The organism is Clostridium sp. 19966 (assembly GCF_032335695.1).
Classification (GTDB): domain Bacteria; phylum Bacillota; class Clostridia; order Clostridiales; family Clostridiaceae; genus JACTOJ01.
Genome location: NZ_JACTOJ010000007.1, coordinates 192859 through 216769, shown reverse-complemented (window position 1 = coordinate 216769; position 23911 = coordinate 192859). Strand labels below are relative to the sequence as shown.

General features: G+C 33.7%; 26 protein-coding genes and 1 other annotated feature. Of the genes, 25 read left to right on the top strand and 1 reads right to left on the bottom strand.

The annotated features are described in order from the left end of the window. Window positions 1-2: 2 nt before the first annotated feature. The 18 genes from folK (at window position 3) to IAI10_RS09685 (ending at window position 17184) form a co-directional block, all read left to right on the top strand. Window positions 3-824 carry a 2-amino-4-hydroxy-6-hydroxymethyldihydropteridine diphosphokinase gene (folK, locus tag IAI10_RS09770; RefSeq protein ID WP_315673124.1) on the top strand — a complete coding sequence of 274 codons (822 nt, stop codon included), beginning with the start codon at window positions 3-5 and terminating at the stop codon, window positions 822-824. Window positions 825-917: 93 nt separating this feature from the next. Further along, a complete protein-coding gene (gene mscL, locus IAI10_RS09765; RefSeq protein ID WP_315673123.1) occupies window positions 918-1319 on the top strand; it encodes a large-conductance mechanosensitive channel protein MscL in 402 nt (133 codons plus the stop codon). 34 nt (window positions 1320-1353) lie between these two features. Beyond that, the gene (locus tag IAI10_RS09760) at window positions 1354-1650 is read left to right on the top strand and encodes a putative quinol monooxygenase (protein WP_315673122.1); all 297 of its coding nucleotides are present in this window, start codon (window positions 1354-1356) and stop codon (window positions 1648-1650) included. A 52-nt stretch (window positions 1651-1702) separates the two neighbouring features. Further along, window positions 1703-1950 (top strand) — a binding site (T-box leader). 92 nt (window positions 1951-2042) lie between these two features. After that, entirely contained in the window at window positions 2043-3563 is a 1521-nt protein-coding gene (gene lysS, locus IAI10_RS09755) for a lysine--tRNA ligase (RefSeq protein WP_315673121.1), read from the top strand. Window positions 3564-3667: 104 nt separating this feature from the next. Continuing rightward, window positions 3668-4384 (top strand): PadR family transcriptional regulator, encoded by a 717-nt coding sequence (locus IAI10_RS09750; protein WP_315673120.1) that lies wholly within the window; start codon window positions 3668-3670, stop codon window positions 4382-4384. A 91-nt stretch (window positions 4385-4475) separates the two neighbouring features. Continuing rightward, window positions 4476-5213 (top strand): ABC transporter ATP-binding protein, encoded by a 738-nt coding sequence (locus tag IAI10_RS09745; protein ID WP_315673119.1) that lies wholly within the window; start codon window positions 4476-4478, stop codon window positions 5211-5213. 12 nt (window positions 5214-5225) lie between these two features. Continuing rightward, on the top strand, window positions 5226-5972 hold the full coding sequence (locus tag IAI10_RS09740) for an ABC transporter permease (RefSeq protein WP_315673118.1): 747 nt from the start codon (window positions 5226-5228) through the stop codon (window positions 5970-5972). After that, window positions 5972-7030, top strand: coding sequence for an ABC transporter permease (locus tag IAI10_RS09735; protein ID WP_315673117.1), 1059 nt, complete (start codon window positions 5972-5974; stop codon window positions 7028-7030). Before IAI10_RS09740 ends, IAI10_RS09735 begins: the two co-directional genes overlap by 1 nt. A gap of 320 nt (window positions 7031-7350) precedes the next feature. Further along, window positions 7351-9060 (top strand): ABC transporter substrate-binding protein, encoded by a 1710-nt coding sequence (locus tag IAI10_RS09730; protein ID WP_315673116.1) that lies wholly within the window; start codon window positions 7351-7353, stop codon window positions 9058-9060. A gap of 72 nt (window positions 9061-9132) precedes the next feature. After that, window positions 9133-10089, top strand: coding sequence for an ABC transporter permease (locus tag IAI10_RS09725; RefSeq protein ID WP_315673115.1), 957 nt, complete (start codon window positions 9133-9135; stop codon window positions 10087-10089). A 16-nt stretch (window positions 10090-10105) separates the two neighbouring features. Continuing rightward, window positions 10106-11023, top strand: a complete 918-nt coding sequence (gene opp4C / locus IAI10_RS09720) for an oligopeptide ABC transporter permease (RefSeq protein WP_315673114.1) — start codon at window positions 10106-10108, stop codon at window positions 11021-11023. Window positions 11024-11025: 2 nt separating this feature from the next. Next, the gene (locus IAI10_RS09715; RefSeq protein WP_315673113.1) at window positions 11026-12009 is read left to right on the top strand and encodes an ABC transporter ATP-binding protein; all 984 of its coding nucleotides are present in this window, start codon (window positions 11026-11028) and stop codon (window positions 12007-12009) included. Next, a complete protein-coding gene (locus IAI10_RS09710) occupies window positions 12002-12967 on the top strand; it encodes an ABC transporter ATP-binding protein (RefSeq protein WP_315673112.1) in 966 nt (321 codons plus the stop codon). The genes IAI10_RS09715 and IAI10_RS09710 overlap by 8 nt, the downstream gene beginning before the upstream one ends. Before the next feature lie 172 nt (window positions 12968-13139). Beyond that, window positions 13140-14042, top strand: coding sequence for a 3'-5' exoribonuclease YhaM family protein (locus tag IAI10_RS09705; RefSeq protein ID WP_315673111.1), 903 nt, complete (start codon window positions 13140-13142; stop codon window positions 14040-14042). A 189-nt stretch (window positions 14043-14231) separates the two neighbouring features. Beyond that, entirely contained in the window at window positions 14232-14585 is a 354-nt protein-coding gene (locus IAI10_RS09700; protein WP_315673110.1) for a hypothetical protein, read from the top strand. A 75-nt stretch (window positions 14586-14660) separates the two neighbouring features. Continuing rightward, on the top strand, window positions 14661-15833 hold the full coding sequence (locus tag IAI10_RS09695) for a sensor histidine kinase (protein ID WP_315673109.1): 1173 nt from the start codon (window positions 14661-14663) through the stop codon (window positions 15831-15833). After that, the gene (locus IAI10_RS09690; protein WP_315673108.1) at window positions 15814-16479 is read left to right on the top strand and encodes a response regulator transcription factor; all 666 of its coding nucleotides are present in this window, start codon (window positions 15814-15816) and stop codon (window positions 16477-16479) included. The genes IAI10_RS09695 and IAI10_RS09690 overlap by 20 nt, the downstream gene beginning before the upstream one ends. A gap of 78 nt (window positions 16480-16557) precedes the next feature. Beyond that, entirely contained in the window at window positions 16558-17184 is a 627-nt protein-coding gene (locus tag IAI10_RS09685; protein ID WP_315673107.1) for a hypothetical protein, read from the top strand. A gap of 381 nt (window positions 17185-17565) precedes the next feature. Here IAI10_RS09685 and IAI10_RS09680 read toward each other — a convergent pair whose 3' ends face one another. Continuing rightward, entirely contained in the window at window positions 17566-18003 is a 438-nt protein-coding gene (locus tag IAI10_RS09680) for a GNAT family N-acetyltransferase (RefSeq protein WP_315673106.1), read from the bottom strand. A gap of 190 nt (window positions 18004-18193) precedes the next feature. On the opposite strand from IAI10_RS09680, the gene dhaK reads away from it, so the two are divergent. From dhaK to IAI10_RS09645, 7 genes are all read left to right on the top strand, one after another. Further along, a complete protein-coding gene (dhaK, locus tag IAI10_RS09675) occupies window positions 18194-19186 on the top strand; it encodes a dihydroxyacetone kinase subunit DhaK (RefSeq protein WP_315673105.1) in 993 nt (330 codons plus the stop codon). 70 nt (window positions 19187-19256) lie between these two features. After that, window positions 19257-19895, top strand: a complete 639-nt coding sequence (dhaL, locus tag IAI10_RS09670) for a dihydroxyacetone kinase subunit DhaL (RefSeq protein WP_315673138.1) — start codon at window positions 19257-19259, stop codon at window positions 19893-19895. Window positions 19896-19933: 38 nt separating this feature from the next. Further along, window positions 19934-20317 carry a dihydroxyacetone kinase phosphoryl donor subunit DhaM gene (gene dhaM, locus IAI10_RS09665; protein WP_315673104.1) on the top strand — a complete coding sequence of 128 codons (384 nt, stop codon included), beginning with the start codon at window positions 19934-19936 and terminating at the stop codon, window positions 20315-20317. A gap of 32 nt (window positions 20318-20349) precedes the next feature. Further along, complete coding sequence (locus IAI10_RS09660; protein ID WP_315673103.1) at window positions 20350-21039, top strand: response regulator transcription factor; 690 nt, start codon at window positions 20350-20352, stop codon at window positions 21037-21039. An 88-nt stretch (window positions 21040-21127) separates the two neighbouring features. Further along, the gene (locus IAI10_RS09655; protein WP_315673102.1) at window positions 21128-22051 is read left to right on the top strand and encodes an ATP-binding cassette domain-containing protein; all 924 of its coding nucleotides are present in this window, start codon (window positions 21128-21130) and stop codon (window positions 22049-22051) included. Beyond that, entirely contained in the window at window positions 22044-22928 is an 885-nt protein-coding gene (locus IAI10_RS09650; protein ID WP_315673101.1) for an ABC transporter permease subunit, read from the top strand. The genes IAI10_RS09655 and IAI10_RS09650 overlap by 8 nt, the downstream gene beginning before the upstream one ends. Before the next feature lie 60 nt (window positions 22929-22988). Beyond that, window positions 22989-23906, top strand: coding sequence for an ABC transporter ATP-binding protein (locus tag IAI10_RS09645; protein ID WP_315673100.1), 918 nt, complete (start codon window positions 22989-22991; stop codon window positions 23904-23906). Window positions 23907-23911: the final 5 nt, after the last annotated feature.

The window sequence follows — 23911 nt, the reverse complement described above, 5'->3', positions numbered from 1 at the left end:
ATATGGATAAGATATGCATAAAGGATCTTGAGGTCTACGGCTTTCATGGAGTGAATCAAGAAGAAAAGAATTTGGGACAAAGATTTTTAATATCAGTTGAATTAGGGCTTAGCCTTAGAGAAGCTGGAATTAGTGATGATTTGAATAAAACAGTAAATTATGCAGAGCTTTGCAATAGTATAGAAAGAGAATTTATAAGAGAAAAATATGATCTTATTGAAAAGGCTGCTGAAGAGCTGGCTAATTACATATTAACAAATTATCAAAGGGTGGAAAGGGTAAAAATACTTCTTAAAAAGCCTTGGGCACCTATTGGAAAACCTGTTGCTTATGCTGCTGTAGAAATTGAAAGATATTGGCATAAAGTATATATAGGTTTAGGCTCAAACCTGGGAGATAAGGAAAAGAATTTAGATGAAGCATTAGCTAAGATCAATAATAGGTCCTGTAAAGTGGAAAAGGTTTCTCCAAAATATTGCACTAAACCTGTAGGATATACTGATCAGGATGATTTCTTAAATTGTGCTGCTGAACTAAAAACTTTGTATACTCCGGAAGAACTTATTAAATTTATGCTGGATATAGAAAAAGAATTGAAGAGGGAAAGAATCATTAGGTGGGGACCTAGAACTATAGATTTGGATGTGCTTTTGTATGATGATATCGTAAGCCATAAGCAAGAGATAATAATACCTCATCCAAGAATGCAGGAGAGGCTTTTTGTACTTAAGCCTCTAAATGATATAGCTGCAGAGGCCTTTCATCCTGTGCTTAGGAAGAGTATTAATGAAATGTATAATGAATTATCTGAATCAGAGCAATAATATACCTAAGGATACAAATATATTTGAAGATAACTGTTTATTAATATATAATAATAACTAATATTGATTAATAATAGTTACGGAGGTAATATTATGCTAAAAGAATTTAAAGAATTTGCAATGAAGGGAAATGTTCTAGATCTAGCTATAGGTGTTATAATTGGAGGAGCTTTCGGTAAGATAGTTACATCCTTGGTGCAGGATATCATAATGCCACTGATGGGTGTAATAACTGGAGGGGTTAACTTTACAAATTTAAGCTTAGTACTTAAAGGTGCTCATGGCAAAACTCCAGCGCTTACTTTAAACTACGGAAGCTTTATTCAGAATATAATAGACTTTTTAATCATTTCCTTCTCTATTTTTATGTTTATAAAGCTGATTAATAATCTTAAGAAAGAGAAAAAGATCGAAGAAGTTGAGGAAGAAAAAGTATCAGAGGAAGTTATGCTGCTGCAGGAAATAAGAGATTTATTAAAGCAGAAGCAAGAATAAATTTATAATAGCTGATTAAAAAGGTGGTTTAAATATGATAGTAAAAAATGTTACTTTTTACATAAAGGCTGAGTATGTTGATGAATTCATTGCTGCAACCATAGAAAATCAAAATAATTCCAGGAAAGAAGAAGGGATAGCTCACTTTGAATTCTTTAAGAGTGAGGAAAATCCCCAAAAGTTTTTGCTATATGAAGTTTATACCACAGAAGAAGCTGTGGAGAAGCACCTTGAAACAGAGCATTTCAAAAAATGGATAGAAACTGTGGAAGGGTATTTTGAAAAGCCTAGAGATAGACAAGTATATGTTCCCATTACAGATATTATATAAAAAAGAAATTAAGGAATATATAGACACATATACTTCAGGGTGTTATAATACTTTAAAAGCTGTGAAGAGAAGAGTAGATAAAAAAGAGATTTAAAGAGAACCCTAGCTGGTGAGAACGGGTAAGAAATTTTTTATTGAAGAAGGTCTCAGAGCTGCGCACCGAGTCTGATTTCAGAGGTAGGCTGCTGCCGGGATAACCCGTTATAGTTATAGAGTATTATTATGTACTTGAAGAGGTTTGTATGGTGACATACAGACAAACTGAGGTGGTACCACGAATTTATAACTTTCGTCCTCAAGATTTATATCTTGGGAGGTGAAGGTTTTTTTATTTGTCAAAAATGGCTGAATTTATATCAGAGTCCAAATAAAATATAGGAGTGGTAACTAACATGTATGAAGAATTTGAAAATGCAGAGAATTTACAAAATATAATGACAGATGCTAATGATTTTACGGCGGAAAGAGTTAAAAAGCTTAATAAACTATACGAATTGGGAGTAAATCCTTATCCTTATAACTACAAGCCTACAGCTCACAGCAAGGATATACAGGATAATTTTGAAAATATAGGAGAAGAAGAGCAGCTCATTTTAGCAGGAAGGGTCATGCTTATAAGAAGAATGGGAAATGCTACCTTCGCCAATATTGTGGATGAAAAAGGAAATATACAAGTGTTCTTCAGTAAAAAAATTATAGGAGCGGAAAGCTATAAAGTTTTGAAATTAGTTGACCCAGGAGATATCTTAGGAGTAGAAGGGAAGGTTTTTAAAACTCAGACGGAAGAGATAACTATAAGGGCTATGAAATTTGAATTGCTATCAAAATCCATTAGAACCCTTCCTGAAAAATATCATGGTATTCAAGATATGGATTTAAGGCAGAGACATAGATCTTTGGATATGATAATGAACGAAGAGGTTAAGGAAAGATTTATTAAACGTTCAAGAGCTATAACAGCTATAAGAGAATATTTAAACAGCATGAATTTTATAGAGGTAGATACTCCTGTACTGGATACTAAATATGGCGGCGGAGAGGCAAAACCTTTCACTACCTTCTTAAATGATTTAGACTGTACTGTCTATATGAATGTATCACCGGAGTTATATTTAAAAAGAATGGTAGTTGGCGGGATTGAAAGAGTTTATACCTTTTCCAGATCCTTTAGAAATGAAGGGATAGATAGAACTCATTACCCTGAATTTACACTTCTTGAGTGCTATGCCTCTTATGCAGACTATAAAGATATGATGCAGCTAATGGAAAATATATATGAATATTCTTTTACAAAAGTCAATGGAAGCACAAAAATTAAATATGGTAATGAAGAGATAGATTTCAAAGCACCTTGGAGAAGAGAAAAAATGTGTGATTTGGTTAAAAAGGATACTGAAATTGATGTAGATAGTCTTACCAAAGAAGAAATAGCCATTTCAATAAAAAGCAAGGGTTTGTTATCAGATATGGAGAAGGAGGGACTAGATATCGATGAATGCTCCAAAGGTGAGCTTATATTAAATTTATTCGAGACTTATTCTGAAAAAAAATTAATACAGCCAACCTTTGTAATAGATTTCCCTAAAGAGTCTTCACCTTTGTGTAAACTTCATAGAGACAATCCAGAACTTATAGAAAGGTTTGAGCCCTATGCATATGGAGTTGAGCTTGGGAATGCCTATTCAGAGCTTAATGATCCTTTAAGGCAGAGAATACTTCTTCATGACCAGGCTTCAAAGCTGAGAGCTGGCCTTGAGACAGCTAGTCCGATGGATGAAGAGTTTGCTGTAGCTATAGATAATGCTATGCCGCCAACTGGAGGACTAGGCGTGGGAATAGATAGATTAATAATGTTTATCACGGAGTCAAATTCCATAAGAGATGTCATAGCCTTTCCAATTATAAAAAGGTAGAAATATGATTTAGAACAGAGGCAAAAAAGAAAATATTGACATTATCCAACATTGGGTATATATTTTAAATATACTCAACGTTGGATATAAAGGAGAAAACTTTTATGATAAGAGCACTAATATTATATTTCTTAAGTGTAAGGCCTACTCACGGCTATAATATACAAAGATTTATTGAAATAAACGGTATGGATAAATGGGCGCGTATACAGTCTGGCTCCATATATTATGCACTGAATAAGCTAGAGAAGGATGGCTTTATCTATACACTTAAGGAAGAAAGAAATGGTGCTAGGATAAGAAAAATATATGCTATAAATGACAAAGGAAGAGAAGAATTAGTAAGAAGCCTAAAGGAAGAGCTGGCTGCACCTATAAATGCTGTGGAGTCAGATAAATTCCTCATATATATAATGTTTAATAGATTAACTAAAGTAGAGATAGTGCCTATAGTAAAAGAGCATATTAAAACCTTAGAAGAGAAAAAAGCATGGTGGGAGCAGGGAAAAAGAATAAAAGTTCTTGAAACCACACTAAAGGCTGAGTCCATGCATTTTGATGTGGTAATAGGGAATTTAGAGTATCAGATAAAGTGGCATGAAGCTCTTATAGAAGAAGTTGAGGAACTAATTAAATTTTCTGATGCTGTGGAAAAATTAATATATAACATAGACTTTGATAATTTAGATGATGTTCAATATGATATGGATAGCAAATGTAAGGCTAAAAAGATTCATAGCTTGGCAGATGATATAATTAGAGATCCAAACAGCACTAATGAAAAGATAGAACAGTTGATAAAACTATTAAAAAGTAAATAAACATACTAGTGGCTAAGGCCACTTTTATAAAATGATAATATCCAATGTTGGATATTATAAATAGAATATATAATATTGAGGAGAGTTTGAAATGAAATATATTTTACAGGTAAAAGAAATTGAAAAGAATTATGGAGAGAGAAAAGCAGTAAAAGGGATAAGCTTCAATGTGAGAGAAGGTGAGATTTTAGGCTTTCTTGGGCCTAATGGAGCAGGAAAAAGCACCAGCATAAATATGATTGCTACTGTGATTGATTATGACAAGGGAAATATGTTTTTTTATGATAGAGAGGTTAAAAAGAATGAAAAATATCTAAAGCAGAACTTAGGAGTTGTACCTCAGGATATGGCGGTTTTCAATGATTTGTCCGCTTATGAAAATGTTAAGTTTTTCTGCAGCTTGTATGGCATAAAAGGAAAGGAGTTAAAGAATAATGTGGAGGAGGCATTAAATTTTGTAGGACTATGGGATAGAAGAAAGGAGCTTCCAACTCAATTTTCAGGAGGTATGAAACGAAGACTTAATATTGCCTGCTCCATAGCTCATAAGCCAAAGCTTTTAATAATGGACGAACCAACAGTAGGAATAGATCCTCAATCTAGAAATAATATTTTGGAGACAGTAAAAGAATTAAACAAAAGGGGAGCCACTATTATCTATACCTCACATTACATGGAAGAGGTGGAGCATATATGTACAAACCTAATCATAATGGACGAAGGAACTATTATCGAAGAAGGTACCAAAGAGAAGCTTAAGAGCAAATACTCAAAGGACAATTTAGAGGATATATTCCTTCAGCTTACAGGAAAAGAATTAAGAGATTAGGGGGAAATTCAAATGAATGGTTTTTTAAATTTAATGAGTTATGGACTTAATAGAAGAAAAAAGGACTTTTTTATTATTGTTTACAATGTGGCAGCACCCATAATTCAAATACTGCTTTTAGCCTATCTTGCCACAAATTTTTTTAAGGGTGATTCCAGCATAAATTCAATGGATTACTATACTATAGTATTGCTTCCATTTTATATTCTTACCAGTATTATTACAGTAGCCTATGTGGCTAAAGATGAGAATTTTCATAAGACCTCTTACAGGTTTGTAATTGCTCCCATAGACCATAGTTCAATAGTTTTATCTAAAATTTTATCCTGTTCAATAGTTATTTTAGTATGCAATTTACTGAACTTATTAATCTTGAGAATTTTATCAGGAGTTAATTTTCAAGCAGGTACTCTGCCAATAATTCTAATGTTTTTTACAGAAGGCTTTATGGCATCAGCTATAGGCATATATTTAGGAATATGCATAAAAAACTTTAGCACCATAAAGGGTATACTCAATATACCTATAAGCATTTTAGGACTTTTAGGAGGAGTGTTTTTCCCAGTAGGCTCCTTGGGAGATACCTTTGAAAAGCTTTCTTATATTTCTCCCTTTACTTGGATAAATAAAGGTATCATATCAGGGATTTATGACAGTAATTATAACATACTTATATATTCGATAATAGTCAGTTTAATACTTGGAACTATATTTTCTGTATTATCCGTAGTTTCATTTAAAAAGGAGGCGTTCTTATAATGAGGGTTATAGGCATAATATTTCTTTCAAATTTTAAAAGGGTGCTCAGTGATAAGAAAAAGTTCTTAATAAGTTTATTGGTACCAGTGGTTACTATAATTTTAGCTATGGTAGTTAACTACTCCAGCAGTCCTTCAATAAATATAGGAGTAGTGAAAAATGTAAATTCTCAGGCTTCAGATAAGCTTGTATCGCTTTTGGAAAATACGAAAGGAGTTAAAGTTAAAATTGCAGAAGATAAATTTATAAAGACGGAAACTATTTTAGGTAAGTATGACGGAGTAATATTTATAAATAGAGATTTTGATAAAAGTGCTATAACAGACATAGGAAAATATTTTAAATTTTATAATGTTAAGGATTCTAGCACAAATGATATGCTTAAGGGTTTAGTAAGCTCTTATTTAGTAAGTGATAAGCCTATAGATATGGAGAGCACTATTGCAAAACTTCAGGGACAGACACTTTCAAAGGCAGAAAGAGTAATATCCTTTCTAGCAACAGTGTTGCTTATAAGTGCAGTAGTAAATGCTGCCATAATGATAAAGGATAGAGAAGAGAATACCTTTAATCGCTTTATGTATTCGCCTAATAAAGGCTTTAAATATATTCTTGGCAATGTTCTATATAATTATGCGTTTACCTATATGCAGCTGCTTATCGCAATTATCTTCACTTTCATACTAGGTATGGATTTTGGAATGTCCTCACTCACCTTGCTAGCCTATGCCTTACTTTTAACTCTTTTAATGACTACCTTTGGAACCTTTATAGCAAGTATATTTAAAAAAGAACTTTATGCCAATATGTTTGCAGGTGCTATAAGCTTAGTATTGTCTTTGGTGGGAGGTACTTTCATAATTTATGATAGGATGCCGAAGGGGCTTCAAGCCTTAAGTAATATAACTCCTAACAGGTGGATAATAGAGTCCGTGAAATATTTAGAAAAAGGTGCAGCAGGTACAGTAAATCCTATGATAATGCTTGCTTTATTTTGTCTCATATTTTCAATAGCAGCTGCAGTTATGAATAAGATGAGGAAGCTTGAATTTAGATAGTAAGGTTTATAGTGCAAAAAGTATTTATGAAAGCGGTTAATTTAAAATATTAGCTGCTTTATTTTTATGTAAAGAAATTAATGAAAATAAAAGAAAATACTGTTAATAATTTAGGATTGCAATTAATAATAATAGTTTTTTTATTGATTATATCCTTTTTTATAATTGATTTGTGACAAATTTACAAATTGCAAATTGATGTATGTCATATAATTGACTCTGGTAAAGTTTGGATTTAAAATAAAGTTTGACAAAACATATAGGCTTAGTTGGAATTAATTATGGCCTTTATGGATATGTTATAAAAAGGGGGAATATCAATGAAAAAGAAAATTATTAATGCAGTAGTTATAGCTTTAAGTTCCATGCTATTGCTATCTGGCTGTAGTGGCAGCACCAAGGATAAAAAGACAAGCAATCCTACAAAGGTGTCCAACATAAAGGATGAATATTATACTGCTAATGACCCAAGCAAAAATCCTGTGAAAGATAGCAACAGACAGAATACCTTTGTAGCAACCATATCAGAACCAGGGGGAGTATTTGTTCCATATTTTTATGACAATGGATGGGATGGAAATGCTATAGATCCTATTTTTGCATCTCTTGTAGCCACTGATGAAAAAGGAAATCCAGTTGCAGATTTAGCAGAGAAGTGGGAGATATCTTCTGATAATCTTACTTATACTTATCACTTAAGAAAAAATTTAAAGTTTAGTGATGGTTCACCACTTACTGCGAATGATGTGGCATTTACCTTAACTATTTTAGATGATCCAGCATACTCGGGATATGTAGATATCTCTCAAGCTGCTATAAAAGGTGCTGAGGACTATAAGAAGGGAAAAGCTGACTCTATTGAAGGAATAAAAGTTGTAGATGATAATACTATAAAGATAACTACTGAAAAGGTTAATCCATTAAGTCTTACTTTGCTTGGCGGCCAAGTACTTTCAAAAGCCTACTATGGAAAAGATTATAAGCGAGGAAAATTAGACTACTTAAAAGACCTATATTCAAAGCCATTGGGTTCAGGACCATATAAATTAGATAAGTATGTTACAGGACAAGAAGTAAGATATGTAGCTAATGAGAATTATTATGGTGGAAAGCCTAATATAGAAAATCTCATTTTTAAAGTTACAAGCAAAGATACAGCTCTCCAGCTATTTCAAACTGGTGAAACAGATATGGATGGTTTCAGCACTGATAAAGACACTATAGATGAATTAAAGGGCTTAGGTTTTGCTAATATTAGAATTCGTACCATACCTGATTATGGGTTTATATATATAAATAATAAAAAATCATACTTAAAAGATAAGGCTGTTAGACAGGCACTTATATATGGATTAGATCGTCAGAAGATCATTGATGTAAAGTATAACGGCTATGGAGAAGTAGCAAATGTACCTACAGCACCAATGATTTGGTCTTACACTGAGGATGGAGTTAACCAATATAAATTTGACCCTAATAAAGCCAAGAAATTATTGGACGATGCAGGCTGGAAGGTGGGTTCAGATGGAATAAGAGAAAAAGATGGAAAGAAACTAAAGCTTTCATATCTAACATCTAAAAACACAGATCAGACTATACCAGTTGCAAAAGAAGATTATAAGGCAATAGGAATAGATTTTGAAGCGGAAGTAATGGATTCAAATACCATGTTTTCCAAATTAAATAGCGGAGACTATGATTTAGTAGGCGTTCGTACATCTGGATTAGTGGATCCTAATGATTCAGTAGCAGAATTCTCTTCTCAAGCACCAGAAGGGCAGAATGTTTCAGGATATTCTAATGCTAAAATAGATGAACTGATAAAAGAAGGGGTAAGCACTACAGATATATCAAAGAGAAAAGAAATATATAAGAAAATTTATCAGGAATTCAGCAATGATCCTCCAGTAATATTATTAGATTATAGAAAAGGCGTATCAGCTTGGAACGGCAGAATCAAGGGGATAGAAAATGATAATTTTGCAGGGATATCTTCCACTAATCTTTCTAAGTTAAAGATTCAAAAATAAAAATTATATATTTAAAGGAAATAAAGATGTCTAGCATATTAAGTTGTGCTAGACATTTCTGGGAGGATATATATGAGAAAATATGTATTGCGTAGATTTTTACAGATGATCCCCATGCTTTTAGCTATATCCATAATCATTTTTTATCTTTTTGCATTAATGCCAGGTGATTATATTTCGTCTAATCGAAAATTGACTCCACAAAGGGCTCAGGAGTTAAGAAATCTTTATGGATTGAATAAACCTATAATAATCAGATATTTTATTTGGCTAAAAAATGTGTTTCATGGAAACTTCGGCTTCTCATTAAAATATTTGCAGTCAGTAACTTCATTAATCAATCAATATATATGGAATTCTTTCATTATTGCTATTGTTACCTTGTTTTTTACATGGACAATTGCATTAGTAATAGGAATTTTCTCTGCTACAAAGCAGTATTCTTTTTTTGATAAAATTGTTACATTTGGAGTATTTGCATCTCTATCTATTCCATCTTTTTTCATAGGACTGCTTTTAATAAAAATTTTTGGCGTAGATTTGAGAATTTTACCAATAGGCGGAATGATTGATACGGGCAGTAATGCCACGGGATTAGCTTATGTGTTAGAGGTGGTAAGGCATATGATACTACCGGTGTTCATACTTACCTTTTTGAGCGTAGGCTCTCTTACTAGGTACTTTAGGACTGGAATGTTAGATGTTCTGAAGATGGATTTCGTACGGACAGCAAGAGCTAAGGGACTTAAGGAAAGAACTGTTATTTTTAAGCATGCCCTAAGAAATGCTATAATTCCGGCTATAACGCTGCTGGCCTTTGAACTTCCAGGACTTTTTTCTGGTGCAATAATAACAGAACAGATATTTAATTGGCCGGGAATTGGAAGAATACAGCTGGAAGCTCTAAACTTTAGAGATTATCCTGTACTGATGACCTTAACCATGCTGCTTTCTTTTTTAACTATTCTTGGAAATTTTATAGCGGATATTTTATATGCGGTAGCAGATCCGAGAATAAGGCTTAGATAAAGGAGGACGGAAGCAAGTGTTTGTAAGAAAAATTAATAATTCGATTTCAGCAACTAAAAAATCAAAATCTATATGGTATGAATCTTTTCATAGATTGACCAAAAATAAAATTGCAATAGTAAGCGCTGCGTTTTTAATATTTATGATATTATTCAGCTTCATAGGTCCCATATTTTCACCATATCTTTCAGATAATGTAGATGTAAGTATGATAAAACAAGCACCTAGTATAAGCCATCTTTTAGGAACAGATGATTATGGAAGAGATGTATTAACAAGGCTGATGCTAGCAGGAAGAATATCTCTTACTGTGGGAATTGTATCCATGATACTTTCTTTGATACTTGGAACTCTTTTAGGGGCTGTATCTGGGTATTATGGCGGAATTGTTGATGGAATAATTATGAGAATTGCAGATATATTGATGTCCATACCAGGGCTTCCGCTGCTTATAATAATTGCAGCATTATTGTCAGAATTAAAGGTTCCCACGGATTATAGATTATATATAGTTATGCTAATGTTAAGCTTTGTTGGATGGCCAGGACTTGCAAGGCTTGTAAGAGGACAAATATTATCACTAAGGGAGCAGAACTACATGAAGGCAGCAGATGTTTTAGGCTTAAGCGATAAGAGAAAAATCTTGAACCATCTTCTTCCTAATGTGTTTCCTCTTTTGATAGTGGTAGCTACCCTTAGTACTGCCAGCGGCATATTAAGTGAATCTTCCTTAAGCTTTCTTGGTTTGGGCGTCATTCCGCCGACTCCATCCTGGGGAAATATGATAAGTGCTGCAAATAACCTAATGGACTTTCAAAAGAGACCTTGGCTCTGGGTTCCACCTGGAGTTGCCATACTTTTAACAGTAATTGCTATAAATATATTAGGAGATGCAGTAAGGGATGCTTTGGATCCTAAGATGAAAGGAAGATAAATATGGAAGAAAGGGTAATTAGTGTTGAAAATTTAAAAACATATTTTTATGCTGATGGAGATATGAGTAAAGCAGTGGATGATGTCAGCTTTTCAGTAAAGAGAGGAGAAATAGTATCCATAGTGGGCGAATCGGGATGTGGTAAAAGTGTCACCTCTCTTTCAATAATGAAGCTTATATCTGAGCCTGGAAGAATAGTGGATGGAAGGATAATTTTCAATGGCAAGGATATATTGAAGATGAATGTAAAAGATATACAGAATCTCAGGGGAAAAGATATAGCCATGATATTTCAGGAACCTATGACTTCTCTAAACCCTGTGTTTACCATTGGAAAGCAGATGATAGAAACTATATTAGAGCACAGCTTGTTAAGCAAAAAAGAGGCCTATGAAAAAGCTGTTAATTTGATTAAAAAGGTAGGACTTCCTAGAGCGGAAGAAATTATGGATTCTTATCCACATCAATTAAGTGGTGGAATGCTTCAAAGAATAATGATAGCTATAGCATTGAGCTGTGAACCTAAGCTTTTAATTGCGGATGAACCTACTACTGCCTTAGACGTAACTATTCAGGCTCAGATTTTAGATATACTGAGGCAGATAAAAAGTGAAGAAGGAATGTCCATATTATTTATTACTCATGATTTAGGCGTGGTAGCTGAGATGGCGGATTACGTTATAGTAATGTATGCGGGAAAGATAATAGAAGAGGCTCCTGTGGTGGAATTATTTCAGAACCCTAAACATCCATACACCAAGGGATTGTTGAAATCTAAGCCAATTATCGGAAAGCGAAAAGAAAGACTTTATTCTATAAAAGGACAGGTGCCAGATCTATCTGAGCTTACGGATTCATGTTATTTCAGCGACAGATGTGAAAGCTGTATGGAAGTATGCAGGCGAAAGCAGCCAGTATATACTTCAGTTTCAGAAAATCATAAGGTAGCTTGCTGGCTTTATGGACAAGGAGGAACAGATGAGTGAAGAACTTTTAAAAGTAACACAGTTAAAGAAATATTTTGCTAATAACAATAGCTTGTTTGGAAAATCGGGGGAATATGTTAAGGCTGTTGATGGAGTAAGCTTTAACATAAGCAGAGGAGAAGCCTTTGGATTAGTAGGGGAATCCGGCAGCGGTAAGACAACGGTAGGACAGACTATCTTAAGGATGAATGAGAAAACCTCAGGAGAAGTTTTGTTTGACAATATTGATATACATGCTTTAAGAAAAAAAGAATTGAAGAGGATTCGCACTAGGATGCAGTATATATTTCAGGATCCATACAGCTCTTTGAATCCGAGAGTAAGAATATGCGATGCCATAGGAGAGCCTCTTTTGGAGCATGGCTTGGCAACTAAAGATACTGTTTATAGGAAGGTGGAGGAGATTGTAACTTTATGTGGACTTTCTACTCGCTATATTGATAGATATCCGCATGAATTTTCAGGGGGGCAGAGACAGCGTATTGTTATAGCAAGAGCTATGGCTTTAAACCCTGAATTTGTAGTAGCTGATGAACCTGTGTCAGCTTTAGATGTATCCATACAAGCTCAAATAATTAATCTTTTTAGTGATTTACAAAAGGAGAGAGGGGCAGCATATTTATTCATTTCTCATGATTTAAGTGTGGTAGAGCACCTGTGTTCTAGAATAGCAATCATGTATTTAGGAGTAATTGTAGAAATGGCCTCTAGGGATGAACTTTTCAAAAATCCACTTCATCCATATACAAAGGCTTTGTTATCTGCAGTACCAATTCCAGACCCCACCTTAAAAAGGAATAGAATAATTCTTCAAGGAGACATTCCCAATCCAGCTAATCCTCCAACGGGATGCAGATTTCATACTAGGTGTCAATATGCTTCTGATAAATGCAGAAATGAAATTCCGGAGTTCAGAAAAATTTCGGAAGAACATCAAGTAGCTTGTCACTTTGCGTAGTATATTTAAAATTACCAATTAATTACTATTTATATGATTGGGGCAAAACTAATATTGATCAGTTTTGCCCAATTTTTATGGAAAAAATAAATATAAGCATATAAAAAACTTAAAAATATTTTTTTGCATATAATAAAGCAGTGATTTGAAATGCATAAATGGGAGGAAAATTATGAAGAACAAAGAGGTGTATTTATGTGATATAAAAAACGGCAGTGATGTTAGCATAGCCTTGATGGTTATGAAGGTATTGTTTAAGGATAATGATAAGATTGTGTGCATATTAGCAGATAGAAGCGGAGATATAAAGGCTACAATCCCAACTAAAGCCGGTGACATTAAAGAAGGAAGAGTATTAAAGATAGAAGGTACAAAAGGCGGAACTTTAGAGGTAAGACACTATAAATTTATATCTGAATATGAGCTTTCGGATTATCTTCCAGCAGTAAAAACTCCTATTTCCGAGATAATGAGGGCTTTGGAAGCATCTACAAATAAATATATTATTTCAAGAGAATGCAGAAGCTTAAACGATTATTTCTTTAAAGATGAGGAGTTTATAGAGAGGTTTCAAAAAGGAATAGGTGGTGTGTCAATGCATCATAATTATTTAGGAGGGCTGGCAGAACATACCTTGAATGTGATGGAATTGACTGCTATGCTTTGTGAAAAATATGAGTGCAGAAGAACGGAATTAGCAGTGCTTGCTGCGAAGCTTCATGATATAGGGAAAATTTATGAATATAGCTATGATGGACCTTTTAAGTACAGCATCAGGGGTGAAATGGAAGGACATATAGTTATAGGCATTGAAATGGTGGATAAAGCCATAAGAGAAAATCCAAGAATTTATACGGATGATTTTGTTCACAGAATAAAGGGATGCATTGCTCAGCATCATGGTAAATATGAGTTCGGTTCGCCAAGGGAAATGAATATGGAGGAATCCTTCATATTAAATTATGCGGATTCCATAGATGCCAATATGAATAAAATTGCTCAAATAAAAGATAAAACAGAGCCAGGCAACTGGTCAGAATATGATAGAAGAATTGAGACTAAATTGTATTTATAGAATTGGCTATGGGTTAAAACAAACCATAAAATAATATCCTCTATAAGATAATATATAATAAAGATGGTTTTTAACTGAGAAAAAACCATCTTTTGTTTGTGATAGTATATGTTAAATAATATTCATTATTAATTATTAATTCTGTATAATTAAAATACAATAGAATTTTAAGCGAAGGATGAGGATTCTATGATAAAGACTACTGATAATATGAATAGTGAATTGAGTAATCAAATAAAAGTAGCAGATACAACAATGGAATCTTTCAGAAATATAATTGGTGCTTTAAATGAAAATGGGCCAAAGATTAAGGCTATAAATAATTCTGCTATAAGCATAAATGCCGAAAAAAATAGCATTCTCCAGAAAATTGAGCAAACATCCGCTGTACCGGAGGAAATATCAGCATCTTCTCAAGAAATTGTTACTTCCTCAGAAAAACTTATGTGCTCCGCAGAAAGAGTTGCTGCTACTTCTCAGCAGCTTGATAATATGGCTAAGGTTATGATGGAGGAAGTTGATAAATTTAAAATAAGCCTATAAAAACTATTAATTAAAATTAAGTAAGTAGGCATACTAATGATGAAGAAAAGCTGCACTTAACAAGGTGATGAAAATATGGATTTAGATGCCAATGATATTAACGGGATAATCAAAAATGTGTTAAATGCAATAGAAAGCAGCAGACAGCAGGTATTTGATATAGTTGAAAATATAAATAGAGAAGTAGAGAACTTAAAGCTTCAAATGCAGAGATTAAAAAATGATATTTCAAAAATTATTGAGGAAGTTGATGAATTAGAACGCCTAGACAAATCCAAAAGGAAGCTATTAGCGGAGATCTCATCAAATTTAAAAAAGTATACAGAAAAAGATATTAAGGAAGCTTATGAGAAGGCCTCTGATATAAGAACTCGCTTTCTAACAAAGCAAAATGAGGAAAGGCTTCTTAGAAAGCAAAGAGACGGCCTTGAAATGAGTCTAAAAAAAGCTATGAATAATGTTGAACGTGGAGAAAAAATAATTAATCAGATAAGCATAGCTATGAATTATCTTCAAGATGGTATACTTTCAGCCTTGGATGAAGCAGAGAAAAATTCAAATATTACTATGGCAATGAAAATATTAGAGGCTCAGGAGAGTGAAAGAGAAAGAATTGCCAGAGATATTCATGATGGTCCTGCTCAGAATATGGCTAATGCAGTCATGAAAGTTGATATATGTAAAATAATAATCAAGAAAGATGTATCTGAAGGAATTAAGGAATTAGATGAGCTAAAAGAAAGCGTGAAGGCGGCTCTTAAGGAAGTTAGAAGAATTATTTTTAATCTTAGGCCTGTTTCATTAGAAGAATTAGGCCCTGTGGAAAGTATAAAACAAATGGTGAATTCTATCACTGAAGAATCACTTATAGCAGTTAAACTTAATTTAAACCCTGCAGAGATAGATATAGACCATATAATCCAAGTGGCATTATATAGAATAATTCAAGAAATATTGAATAATATAATTAAGCACTCTAAAGCTGATAATGCAGAAATTAAATTATACTTTGGAAATCAATATTTGATGCTTATAATAAGTGATAATGGTCAAGGCTTTGACGTGAATAAAACTTTAAGACAGGTAAAGGAAAAGGGAACATCTTATGGATTGATAGGAATCATTGACAGGGTAAAGCAGCTTCAGGGAGATATAAAAATTCGCTCCCAGGAAGGCAAAGGCACCACCTATATAATTAAGCTCCCTGTTAACAGAGAGGTGATTAAGAATGAAAAACCAAGAAGTTAGAATATTAATTGCTGATGATCATGAAATAATAAGACAGGGGCTAAAAAGCATTATCTCCTTTGAGAAGGATATGAAAATTATTTGTGAAGCTGAAAACGGTGAGAAGGCTATAAGACTTTTAAGCAAAGAAGCTGTGGATGTAGCACTGCTGGATTGCAACATGCCCATTGTAGGTGGGATTGATGTGCTTAAATATATAAAAGCAAATAAAGAAAATATCAAGGTTATAATGCTTACTGTTGAAAATGACAGAAAAACTATTATTGAAGCAATAAATTTTGGAGCTGACGGATATATTCTTAAGGATTCAGCGGGAACCGAAATTGTAAATGCCATCAGAGTAGTGAAGGAGGAAGAAAAATATATTGATAAATCACTAGTGTCACTACTATTTTCTAATGTAAAAGTTAAAAATAAAAAGGATGCAAGCAGATTTGACAATTTGTCAAGGCGGGAACTTGAAGTGCTGTTTAAAATATCTGAGGGATTTAGCAACAAGGAAATAGGAGAACAGCTTTATCTATCAGAGAAAACAGTGAAAAACTATGCCACAAATATTTTTAGAAAAATAAATGTGGAGGATAGAGTGCATGCAGCGATTTTTGCCATAGAAAATAATATTCAGGATTATTCTGTAAGAGGTTAATCAATATTTTATTTGCTGAGAATTTCTTATTATTGTGTTATCATATTCATATTATATTAAATATTGGAATGATGTATTATGAAAAAAATAAAAATTTCTATACTATTTTTTGCAATTTTCTTAACAGCTTGTTCGTTGAATAATTCCAAGAGTACAAACAGTGTAAGTGAGAGCAACAAGCAAACTCAGGTTTCTGCACAAAATCAGGACAGCAATTCGCAAGAGAAAACGGAAACTTCTAACGATAATGCAAGTGCTGATAAAACTGTATCAAATAATACTCCAAGCCAAAATTCTGCTCAAGGTTCTGAGGGCAAAGCTAAAACTGATTCAACGCAAAATATTGCTGAAAAAGTTAAGGATTATATAATTAATGGTCAAGAAGCTAAACCATCAGCAGAAAAATATAATTGGAGTAAAACATTCTTAGATCAAGTTGATGTCAATAGTTTATATAAGAAATATGCAGCCAATGGAGGCAATACTAATGATGTGGAAAGCTTTGCTAAATATATTACTTTAAATGCACCCGTTCCTAGCAACTGGCAGGATCTATTTAAAAAAGATTTAAAGGACGCATACGGGGAAGATGTTACAAAATTAGAGCCTTTACAGGATGATTTATATCAGGCATATGTTAAAAAGAATGATTCAGAAGTGCCTTTTGTAGTAGTTTCATCAAGAACTGGTTATTTCCATGGATAGTTAGGTAAGAATAATAAAATAAGGCTATGTTTTAAAAGAATGTTGATAAAGGTGTTTTTCGTCTAGCATGGTTTCTTTCAGAACCCATGTAAGTAACTCTAAGGGTCGCTTTATTATAATTGGCTACCAATTTTAATGCGCCCTCCATGGCGCTAAAATTGCTTTGCCCGTCCTGGGCAAAATTACGCCAATTATAAGTCGCAATCCCTAAGAGTTCCTAAAACTCAAACGATAATATCAACATTTTAAAACATAGCCACATCGAACTGAATGAAGTTTTAAATCAGTGTAAAAATCAACACTGATTTAAAACAGAACCTAAAATAAAAGAGCATGGAAAAAAACATGGACAGCTGACCATGTTTTTTATTTTACAGATATTTAATTTATATCTGTATCAATTTTTCGAATAACCATAGAAATATGCTCGATGGAAGCTTCATAGAATTTTTCTCCATATATCTCAAAGCCTAGTTTTTCATAGAATTTTTCAGCATGAGACTGAGCGTGTATATGTACTTCGTTAACGCCTAAGCTGAAGGCTTTTCTAATCATTTCTTTTACTAATATATTTCCTATACCTTTCCCTCTGTAGGATTTTAGTATAGATATTCTTCCTAAAAAACATAGTCCGTTTTGAAAAATAATTCTTCCAGTGCCTATGGGTTCATCATCGTAAATAACCACATGATAGCTGTCCTTATCTAGCTCGTCCATCTCCAGTGCTAAGGGTACATTCTGTTCTTCAACGAAAACTTTTTTCCTTATATAGAAAGCCTCAGATAAATCTTCATTTCCATTAAACCAATTAATTCTCATAAGACAACCTCCTCAGGATTTCTACTATGATAACTTAATTGTTCACAATAGTCAATGGCTATGAGTTAAGGCAGAAATAAAAATAAATTTGTATGTTTTAACAAATGTATGCAGAAATTATCTATAATATAATTAAGCTATGGAAGCTTGAACAAAGTTTTAATTATGGATATTTAGGGGGAATAATGATATGAAAAAACTTATTAATAATCCCGATAATGTTTTACAAGAGATGCTTTCAGGAATTGAGAAAGCTCATCCAGAATATTTAAAAAGAATTGAAAATACTAATGTATTAATCAGAAAAGATCTCAGTGAAAGAAAAGTTGCCCTTGTAAGCGGAGGAGGCAGCGGTCATGAGCCTGCCCATGCAGGCTATGTAGGTAAAGGAATGCTGGATGCAGCCGTGGCAGGAGAAGTTTTTACTTCACCAACTCCAGATCAAATTTATGAGGCAATAAAAGCTGTAGATAGAGGAAAAGGTGTTTTGCTGATAGTAAAAAATTATACTGGTGACGTAATGAATTTTGATATGGCAAAAGAGCTGGCGGAAATGGATGAAATAAAAGTTGAGCAGATAGTGGTAAATGATGATGTGGCAGTGGAGAATAGTACTTTTACTGCAGGAAGAAGAGGTATTGCAGGTACCGTATTTGTACATAAGATAACTGGAGCAGCTGCAGAAAAAGGATTAGACCTAGAAGAGGTTAAGCGAATAGGTGAAAAAGTTATAAATAATGTAAGAAGCATGGGTATGGCACTTAGCTCCTGCATTGTTCCTGCAGCAGGAAAACCTAATTTTGCATTGGAAGAGGATGAGGTAGAGATAGGCATAGGAATACATGGGGAACCAGGTACTCATAGGGAAAAAATAGGAACTGCCGATGAAGTAGCCTCACAGCTTATGGATAAGATATTAAAGGACCTGAAATTAAATTCTGGAGATGAAGTGGCGTTGATAATCAATGGACTCGCCTCTACTCCTCTTATGGAGCTTTATATAGTTAATAATAAAGTTAATAAGCTATTAAGTGAACTAGGCATTAATATTTATAAAACCTTTGTGGGTGAATACATGACTTCCCTCGAAATGGCTGGTTTTTCAATAAGTGTCTTAAAACTAGATAGTGAACTGAAGGAACTTTTGGATGCCCCTGCAGATACACCTGCCTTCAAGAAGTGACAGAGCTTTTCTAGATAAATGAAGGCTTGAAATGGAATTCAATAGTTATAAGAAGGGAGATAGAATCGATATGACATCAACTAAACAAGTTGTAGATATAATAAATGAAATTGCAGATAAAATTGAAGAAAATAAACTCTACCTGACAGAGCTGGATGCAAGCATAGGTGACGGAGATCATGGACTTAACCTAAGTAAAGGTTTTGGAGCGGTAAAAGAAGCTTTTAATAAAAGTGAAAGTAAGGATATAGGGGATGTACTAAAGAAAACTGGTATGGCCTTGGTATCAAATGTAGGAGGAGCATCAGGTCCTTTATATGGAACTGCTTTTATGAAAGCAGCAGTAACACTAAGTGGAAAGCAAGAAATGAATATCCAAGACTTCACAAATGCATTAAAAGCTGCAATAGATGGAATTAAGCTGAGAGGAAAAGCCGTTTTAGGAGAAAAAACTATGTTAGATGCATTACTTCCAGCTTATGAGAAAGCCTTAAGCCTGCTGGAAAAGGGAGAGACTCATATTAAAGTCTTAGAAGAGGCCTGGAAAGCAGCGGAGAAGGGGGCTTTAGCAACGGAAGGAATTTCTGCGACAAAGGGCAGAGCTAGCTATCTTGGAGACAGAAGCATAGGACATAGAGATCCTGGAGCTGCTTCTGCAGCAATAATTCTTAAGACTATATATGAGGCTGTGTGTTCATTCAATAAATAAAATTATGATTATTATAGAAGTTTAGAGGGAGAATATATATGGTAGGATTAGTTTTAGTATCTCATAGTGAAAAAGTTGCAGAAGGTGTGAAGGAGCTTTCTCTTCAGATGGCTGAAGATGTTAAAATCGCAGCAGCTGGAGGAACTCAGGATGGAAGACTGGGAACTGACATAAATAAAATTATTAATGCTGTCAATGAGGTTTATTCAGAAGATGGTGTCCTTATTCTTTTCGATTTGGGAAGTTCCTACATGAACGCAGAAATGGCATTAGAGCTTCTAGATTATGAGGGTAAGGTGGAAATAGTTGATGCTGGTTTTGTAGAAGGCGCTGTGGTAGCTGCAGTAGAATGCAGTTTAAATAAGAGCAAAGCAGAGATAAAAAGAACTCTTGAAAAACTGAGCTTGCACAAAATGCAATAAGCTATATCAAAATTTAAAGCAGGGTGAGCCTTATGAAAGAAAATATATTGATAGCAGAAGACGATGAAGATATAAATGGTCTATTACAGGATGTATTAGTAAAAGAAGGATATAATGTGCGGAGTTCCTATTCTGGAACTGAGGCTAGAATGTGCCTTCAGCAATATGATTATGATATTGTGCTTCTAGATTTAATGCTGCCTGGAATTACCGGGGAAGAGCTAATAAAAGAGATAAGAAAAATTAAAATCATGCCTATAGTGGTTATATCTGCTAAAACCTCTCAGGAAGATAAAATTAATGTGCTTAAGCTTGGAGCAGATGATTTTGTGAGTAAACCCTTCGATATTTATGAAGTTACTGCCAGAGTGGAAGCCCAGCTTAGAAGGTATAAGCAATTTTCAGGAGAAAATATAAAAGCCAGTAAGCTTAAATATAAAAATATAGTTTTGGATAGGCAGGCTATGGAAGTGAGGGTTGACGATAAGACTATAACGTTAACTCAAATAGAATTTCAGATTTTAGAACTTCTCATGACAAACCCTAAGAAGGTATTTACTAGAGCAAATATTTTTGAAGTAGTGTGGAATGATGAATTCATGGGAGATGATAATACTGTTAATGTTCATATGAGTAATTTGAGATCAAAACTGGCTGAGGCAGATGCGGACACAAAGTATATACAGACGGTATGGGGAATAGGATTTAAACTCCAGGAATAATCTTAATACTTTCTTAAGATTTACTTTAGTCTATCTTATATCTTGTATTGCATAATGAAGGTATAAGGTAGGGTAAGGAGGAAGTTAAATGAAGGATATAGTACTAAAAACTCATAATCTCACTAAAAGATATGGACAGCAATTAGCAGTAAATGATGTTAATATGACTATCTCTAAAGGAGATATATATGGATTTATAGGTAAGAATGGAGCAGGAAAAACAACTTTAATAAGAATGATAACAGGACTTATCCATAGGACTAACGGTGAAATTGAACTTCTTGGGCGCAGTGCTGGAAGAGAACTAGATGAGGCCAGAACTATGGTGGGGAGCTTAGTTGAAACACCAGCTTTTTATGGGAATATGACGGCGATGGAAAATCTTGAAGTCTCTAGATTAGTAAGAAATGTAGCTGGTAAGAACAGCATAGGAGAAGCCTTAGAATTAGTTGGATTAAAAGATGTAGATAAAAAGAAAGTGAAGAATTTTTCCTTAGGCATGAGGCAGAGATTAGGAGTTGCTAATGCACTTCTGGGAAATCCTAAATTTCTTATTCTAGATGAACCTATAAATGGTTTAGATCCTGTGAGCATTGTGGAAATCAGAGAACTGCTAAAGAGGGTAAATAAAGAAAAGGATGTTACTATATTGATATCAAGTCACATCCTAGGAGAACTTTCGGAGCTAGCTACCTGCTATGGAATAATAAACGATGGTAAATTGCTGGAAGAGATATCAGCTGAAGAGCTAAAGCAAAAATGCAGACAATATATAGAGCTGCAGGTGGATGATGCAGGAAAGGCTGTTGTGCTTCTGGAAAAGGATTTAAATATAAGCGATTATAAGGTGCAGGAAAATAATATAATAAAAATATTCAGCCATCTTGATAACGTAGGTAAAATAAATACTCTTTTGTCTGTTAATGGAGTGGTAGTAAATAATATATCATTGAAAGGGCAAAATCTTGAAGAGTACTTTTTAAATGCTGTAGGAGGTGGCAAAAATGTTTAGACTTATTAAAGCAGAAGCTTATGTATTATTTAAAACAAAGGCTTTTAGGGTATTATGCGTCATAGCACTGCTTATAGCTTTTATGACAATTGGAATTTCAAAACTTATGTCCTCGGAAGATTTTATAAAAAGCAGTTTAAAAGGAATGACTACTCAGCAGCAGGAGCAGTTTATGAAGAGCCTTCAAAGCAAGGATTCTGATCCTATTGTATCCTCTGGTTCTGGAATGGGGATTCATATACAGGCTAAAGATATATTTCATCCTACAGGAAAAGAAATATTTCATTCAGCCTTTGGGTCAGGCGTTATGGAAATATTATTGTCAGTTTTAGTAGGAGCTATGGTGGCTAAGGAATATTCTTCAGGTACCATAAAAAATATATTAGCTTACGGAAAGAAAAGAGAGCAATATTATATAGCCAAGCTATTAGCCTGCACTATAGGCTTCGCTGTAATGTTAGCTATAATACTATTTGTAACTGCCATAGAAGTCTGTGCTATCTTCGGATGGGGGAGCAGCTTTAATGTACAAGAAGCTTTGGGAATAGTAGAAATATTCTTGGCTGCTACGGTATTAGGTATGGCAATTATAGCGCTGCTTATGCTGGTAGCTACATTGTTTAAAAGCAACGGAGCAACTATAGGCATAGGAATAGTGGGATTTACCATACTTCCTACAGTATTTTCTTTCTTATATGGCAAATACTCTTGGTTTGATAAATTGTATGAGTCCACAACTTCATATAACTGGGCTTTAGCTACTTCTGTAAGAGCTGCTGATAATGATGTTTTAAAAGCATCTATAGTTGGAATTATAACATTAATAATAGCTTCCTCGGCAGGAATATTCATATTTAAAAAGCAGGATATAAAATAAATCAAACATTTTTTAAACTTTTTAACTTATTATAGGTTTAATAATTGTGAGGCGAAAAACATGAATGCAATAAATGTAGAAAATCTTAAAAAATCTTATGATAGTCAGGTTAATGCTTTGAATAATATAAGTCTAGAAATACCTAAAGGTGAGATATTTGGATTTCTCGGACCTAATGGCTCAGGGAAAACTACTACAGTTAGAATACTTAATGGAGTCCTTTCAGCAACAGCAGGACACGCTGAAATTTTAGGTATACCTATGGGAAAAAATAATCTTCAAATTCATAAACTATGTGGAGTTATGACAGAAAGCTCCTCTTGTTATGAAAATCTTACTGCCAAGCAAAATCTAATATTCTTTGGGAAAATGCATGGAATGGAGGGAAAATCGCTTAATGAACGTTCTGATTTTATATTGAGAAGGCTGGAGCTATTGGAGGCAAAGGATAAGAAGGTAAAATCTTTCAGTACAGGGATGAGAAAGAGACTTTCTTTAGCGATAGCATTAGTCCATAATCCTCAGATTTTATTCCTTGATGAGCCTACCTCTGGTTTAGATCCAGAAAATGCACTGAATGTTACAAGACTTATAAAAGAGCTTGCAGAGGAAAACGAGGTTACAATTTTTCTTTGCACGCATCAATTAAAATATGCTGAAGATATTTGTACATTATATGGTTTTATAAATAAGGGTAATATCCTTGGTTTAGGTACATTTGATGAACTTGCTTCAAAGAAAAATGCAACTCTTCAATTAAAAATTAGAGGTAAAAATATTTCGGAGAAACTTGGATTTATCCATGAAGCTAATGGTTTATATAGTAAATCCATTTCAGGAGACAAAGAAGCAAGTACTTTAATACAAAGCATACTGACAAGTGGAGGAGAAATTTTTGAGGCCTTACAGCAGAAATGGACTTTGGAAGAACTGTATTTTAAATATATAAAAGGTACATCTGATGATATAACATTATAGGTTTG

What these genes read in the sequence shown, in the direction of transcription:
- IAI10_RS09750 (WP_315673120.1), top strand. Translation starts at nt 3,668, where the DNA reads ATGATAAGAGCACTAATATTATATTTCTTAAGTGTAAGGCCTACTCAC.
- mscL (WP_315673123.1), top strand. Translation starts at nt 918, where the DNA reads ATGCTAAAAGAATTTAAAGAATTTGCAATGAAGGGAAATGTTCTAGAT.
- IAI10_RS09655 (WP_315673102.1), top strand. Translation starts at nt 21,128, where the DNA reads ATGAAGGATATAGTACTAAAAACTCATAATCTCACTAAAAGATATGGA.
- IAI10_RS09690 (WP_315673108.1), top strand. Translation starts at nt 15,814, where the DNA reads ATGAAAAACCAAGAAGTTAGAATATTAATTGCTGATGATCATGAAATA.
- IAI10_RS09745 (WP_315673119.1), top strand. Translation starts at nt 4,476, where the DNA reads ATGAAATATATTTTACAGGTAAAAGAAATTGAAAAGAATTATGGAGAG.
- IAI10_RS09650 (WP_315673101.1), top strand. Translation starts at nt 22,044, where the DNA reads ATGTTTAGACTTATTAAAGCAGAAGCTTATGTATTATTTAAAACAAAG.
- IAI10_RS09760 (WP_315673122.1), top strand. Translation starts at nt 1,354, where the DNA reads ATGATAGTAAAAAATGTTACTTTTTACATAAAGGCTGAGTATGTTGAT.
- IAI10_RS09740 (WP_315673118.1), top strand. Translation starts at nt 5,226, where the DNA reads ATGAATGGTTTTTTAAATTTAATGAGTTATGGACTTAATAGAAGAAAA.
- IAI10_RS09710 (WP_315673112.1), top strand. Translation starts at nt 12,002, where the DNA reads ATGAGTGAAGAACTTTTAAAAGTAACACAGTTAAAGAAATATTTTGCT.
- IAI10_RS09730 (WP_315673116.1), top strand. Translation starts at nt 7,351, where the DNA reads ATGAAAAAGAAAATTATTAATGCAGTAGTTATAGCTTTAAGTTCCATG.
- lysS (WP_315673121.1), top strand. Translation starts at nt 2,043, where the DNA reads ATGTATGAAGAATTTGAAAATGCAGAGAATTTACAAAATATAATGACA.
- folK (WP_315673124.1), top strand. Translation starts at nt 3, where the DNA reads ATGGATAAGATATGCATAAAGGATCTTGAGGTCTACGGCTTTCATGGA.
- IAI10_RS09735 (WP_315673117.1), top strand. Translation starts at nt 5,972, where the DNA reads ATGAGGGTTATAGGCATAATATTTCTTTCAAATTTTAAAAGGGTGCTC.
- IAI10_RS09660 (WP_315673103.1), top strand. Translation starts at nt 20,350, where the DNA reads ATGAAAGAAAATATATTGATAGCAGAAGACGATGAAGATATAAATGGT.
- dhaK (WP_315673105.1), top strand. Translation starts at nt 18,194, where the DNA reads ATGAAAAAACTTATTAATAATCCCGATAATGTTTTACAAGAGATGCTT.
- dhaL (WP_315673138.1), top strand. Translation starts at nt 19,257, where the DNA reads ATGACATCAACTAAACAAGTTGTAGATATAATAAATGAAATTGCAGAT.
- IAI10_RS09695 (WP_315673109.1), top strand. Translation starts at nt 14,661, where the DNA reads ATGGATTTAGATGCCAATGATATTAACGGGATAATCAAAAATGTGTTA.
- IAI10_RS09705 (WP_315673111.1), top strand. Translation starts at nt 13,140, where the DNA reads ATGAAGAACAAAGAGGTGTATTTATGTGATATAAAAAACGGCAGTGAT.
- IAI10_RS09715 (WP_315673113.1), top strand. Translation starts at nt 11,026, where the DNA reads ATGGAAGAAAGGGTAATTAGTGTTGAAAATTTAAAAACATATTTTTAT.
- IAI10_RS09645 (WP_315673100.1), top strand. Translation starts at nt 22,989, where the DNA reads ATGAATGCAATAAATGTAGAAAATCTTAAAAAATCTTATGATAGTCAG.
- IAI10_RS09725 (WP_315673115.1), top strand. Translation starts at nt 9,133, where the DNA reads ATGAGAAAATATGTATTGCGTAGATTTTTACAGATGATCCCCATGCTT.
- IAI10_RS09685 (WP_315673107.1), top strand. Translation starts at nt 16,558, where the DNA reads ATGAAAAAAATAAAAATTTCTATACTATTTTTTGCAATTTTCTTAACA.
- IAI10_RS09700 (WP_315673110.1), top strand. Translation starts at nt 14,232, where the DNA reads ATGATAAAGACTACTGATAATATGAATAGTGAATTGAGTAATCAAATA.
- dhaM (WP_315673104.1), top strand. Translation starts at nt 19,934, where the DNA reads ATGGTAGGATTAGTTTTAGTATCTCATAGTGAAAAAGTTGCAGAAGGT.
- IAI10_RS09680 (WP_315673106.1), bottom strand. Translation starts at nt 18,003, where the DNA reads ATGAGAATTAATTGGTTTAATGGAAATGAAGATTTATCTGAGGCTTTC.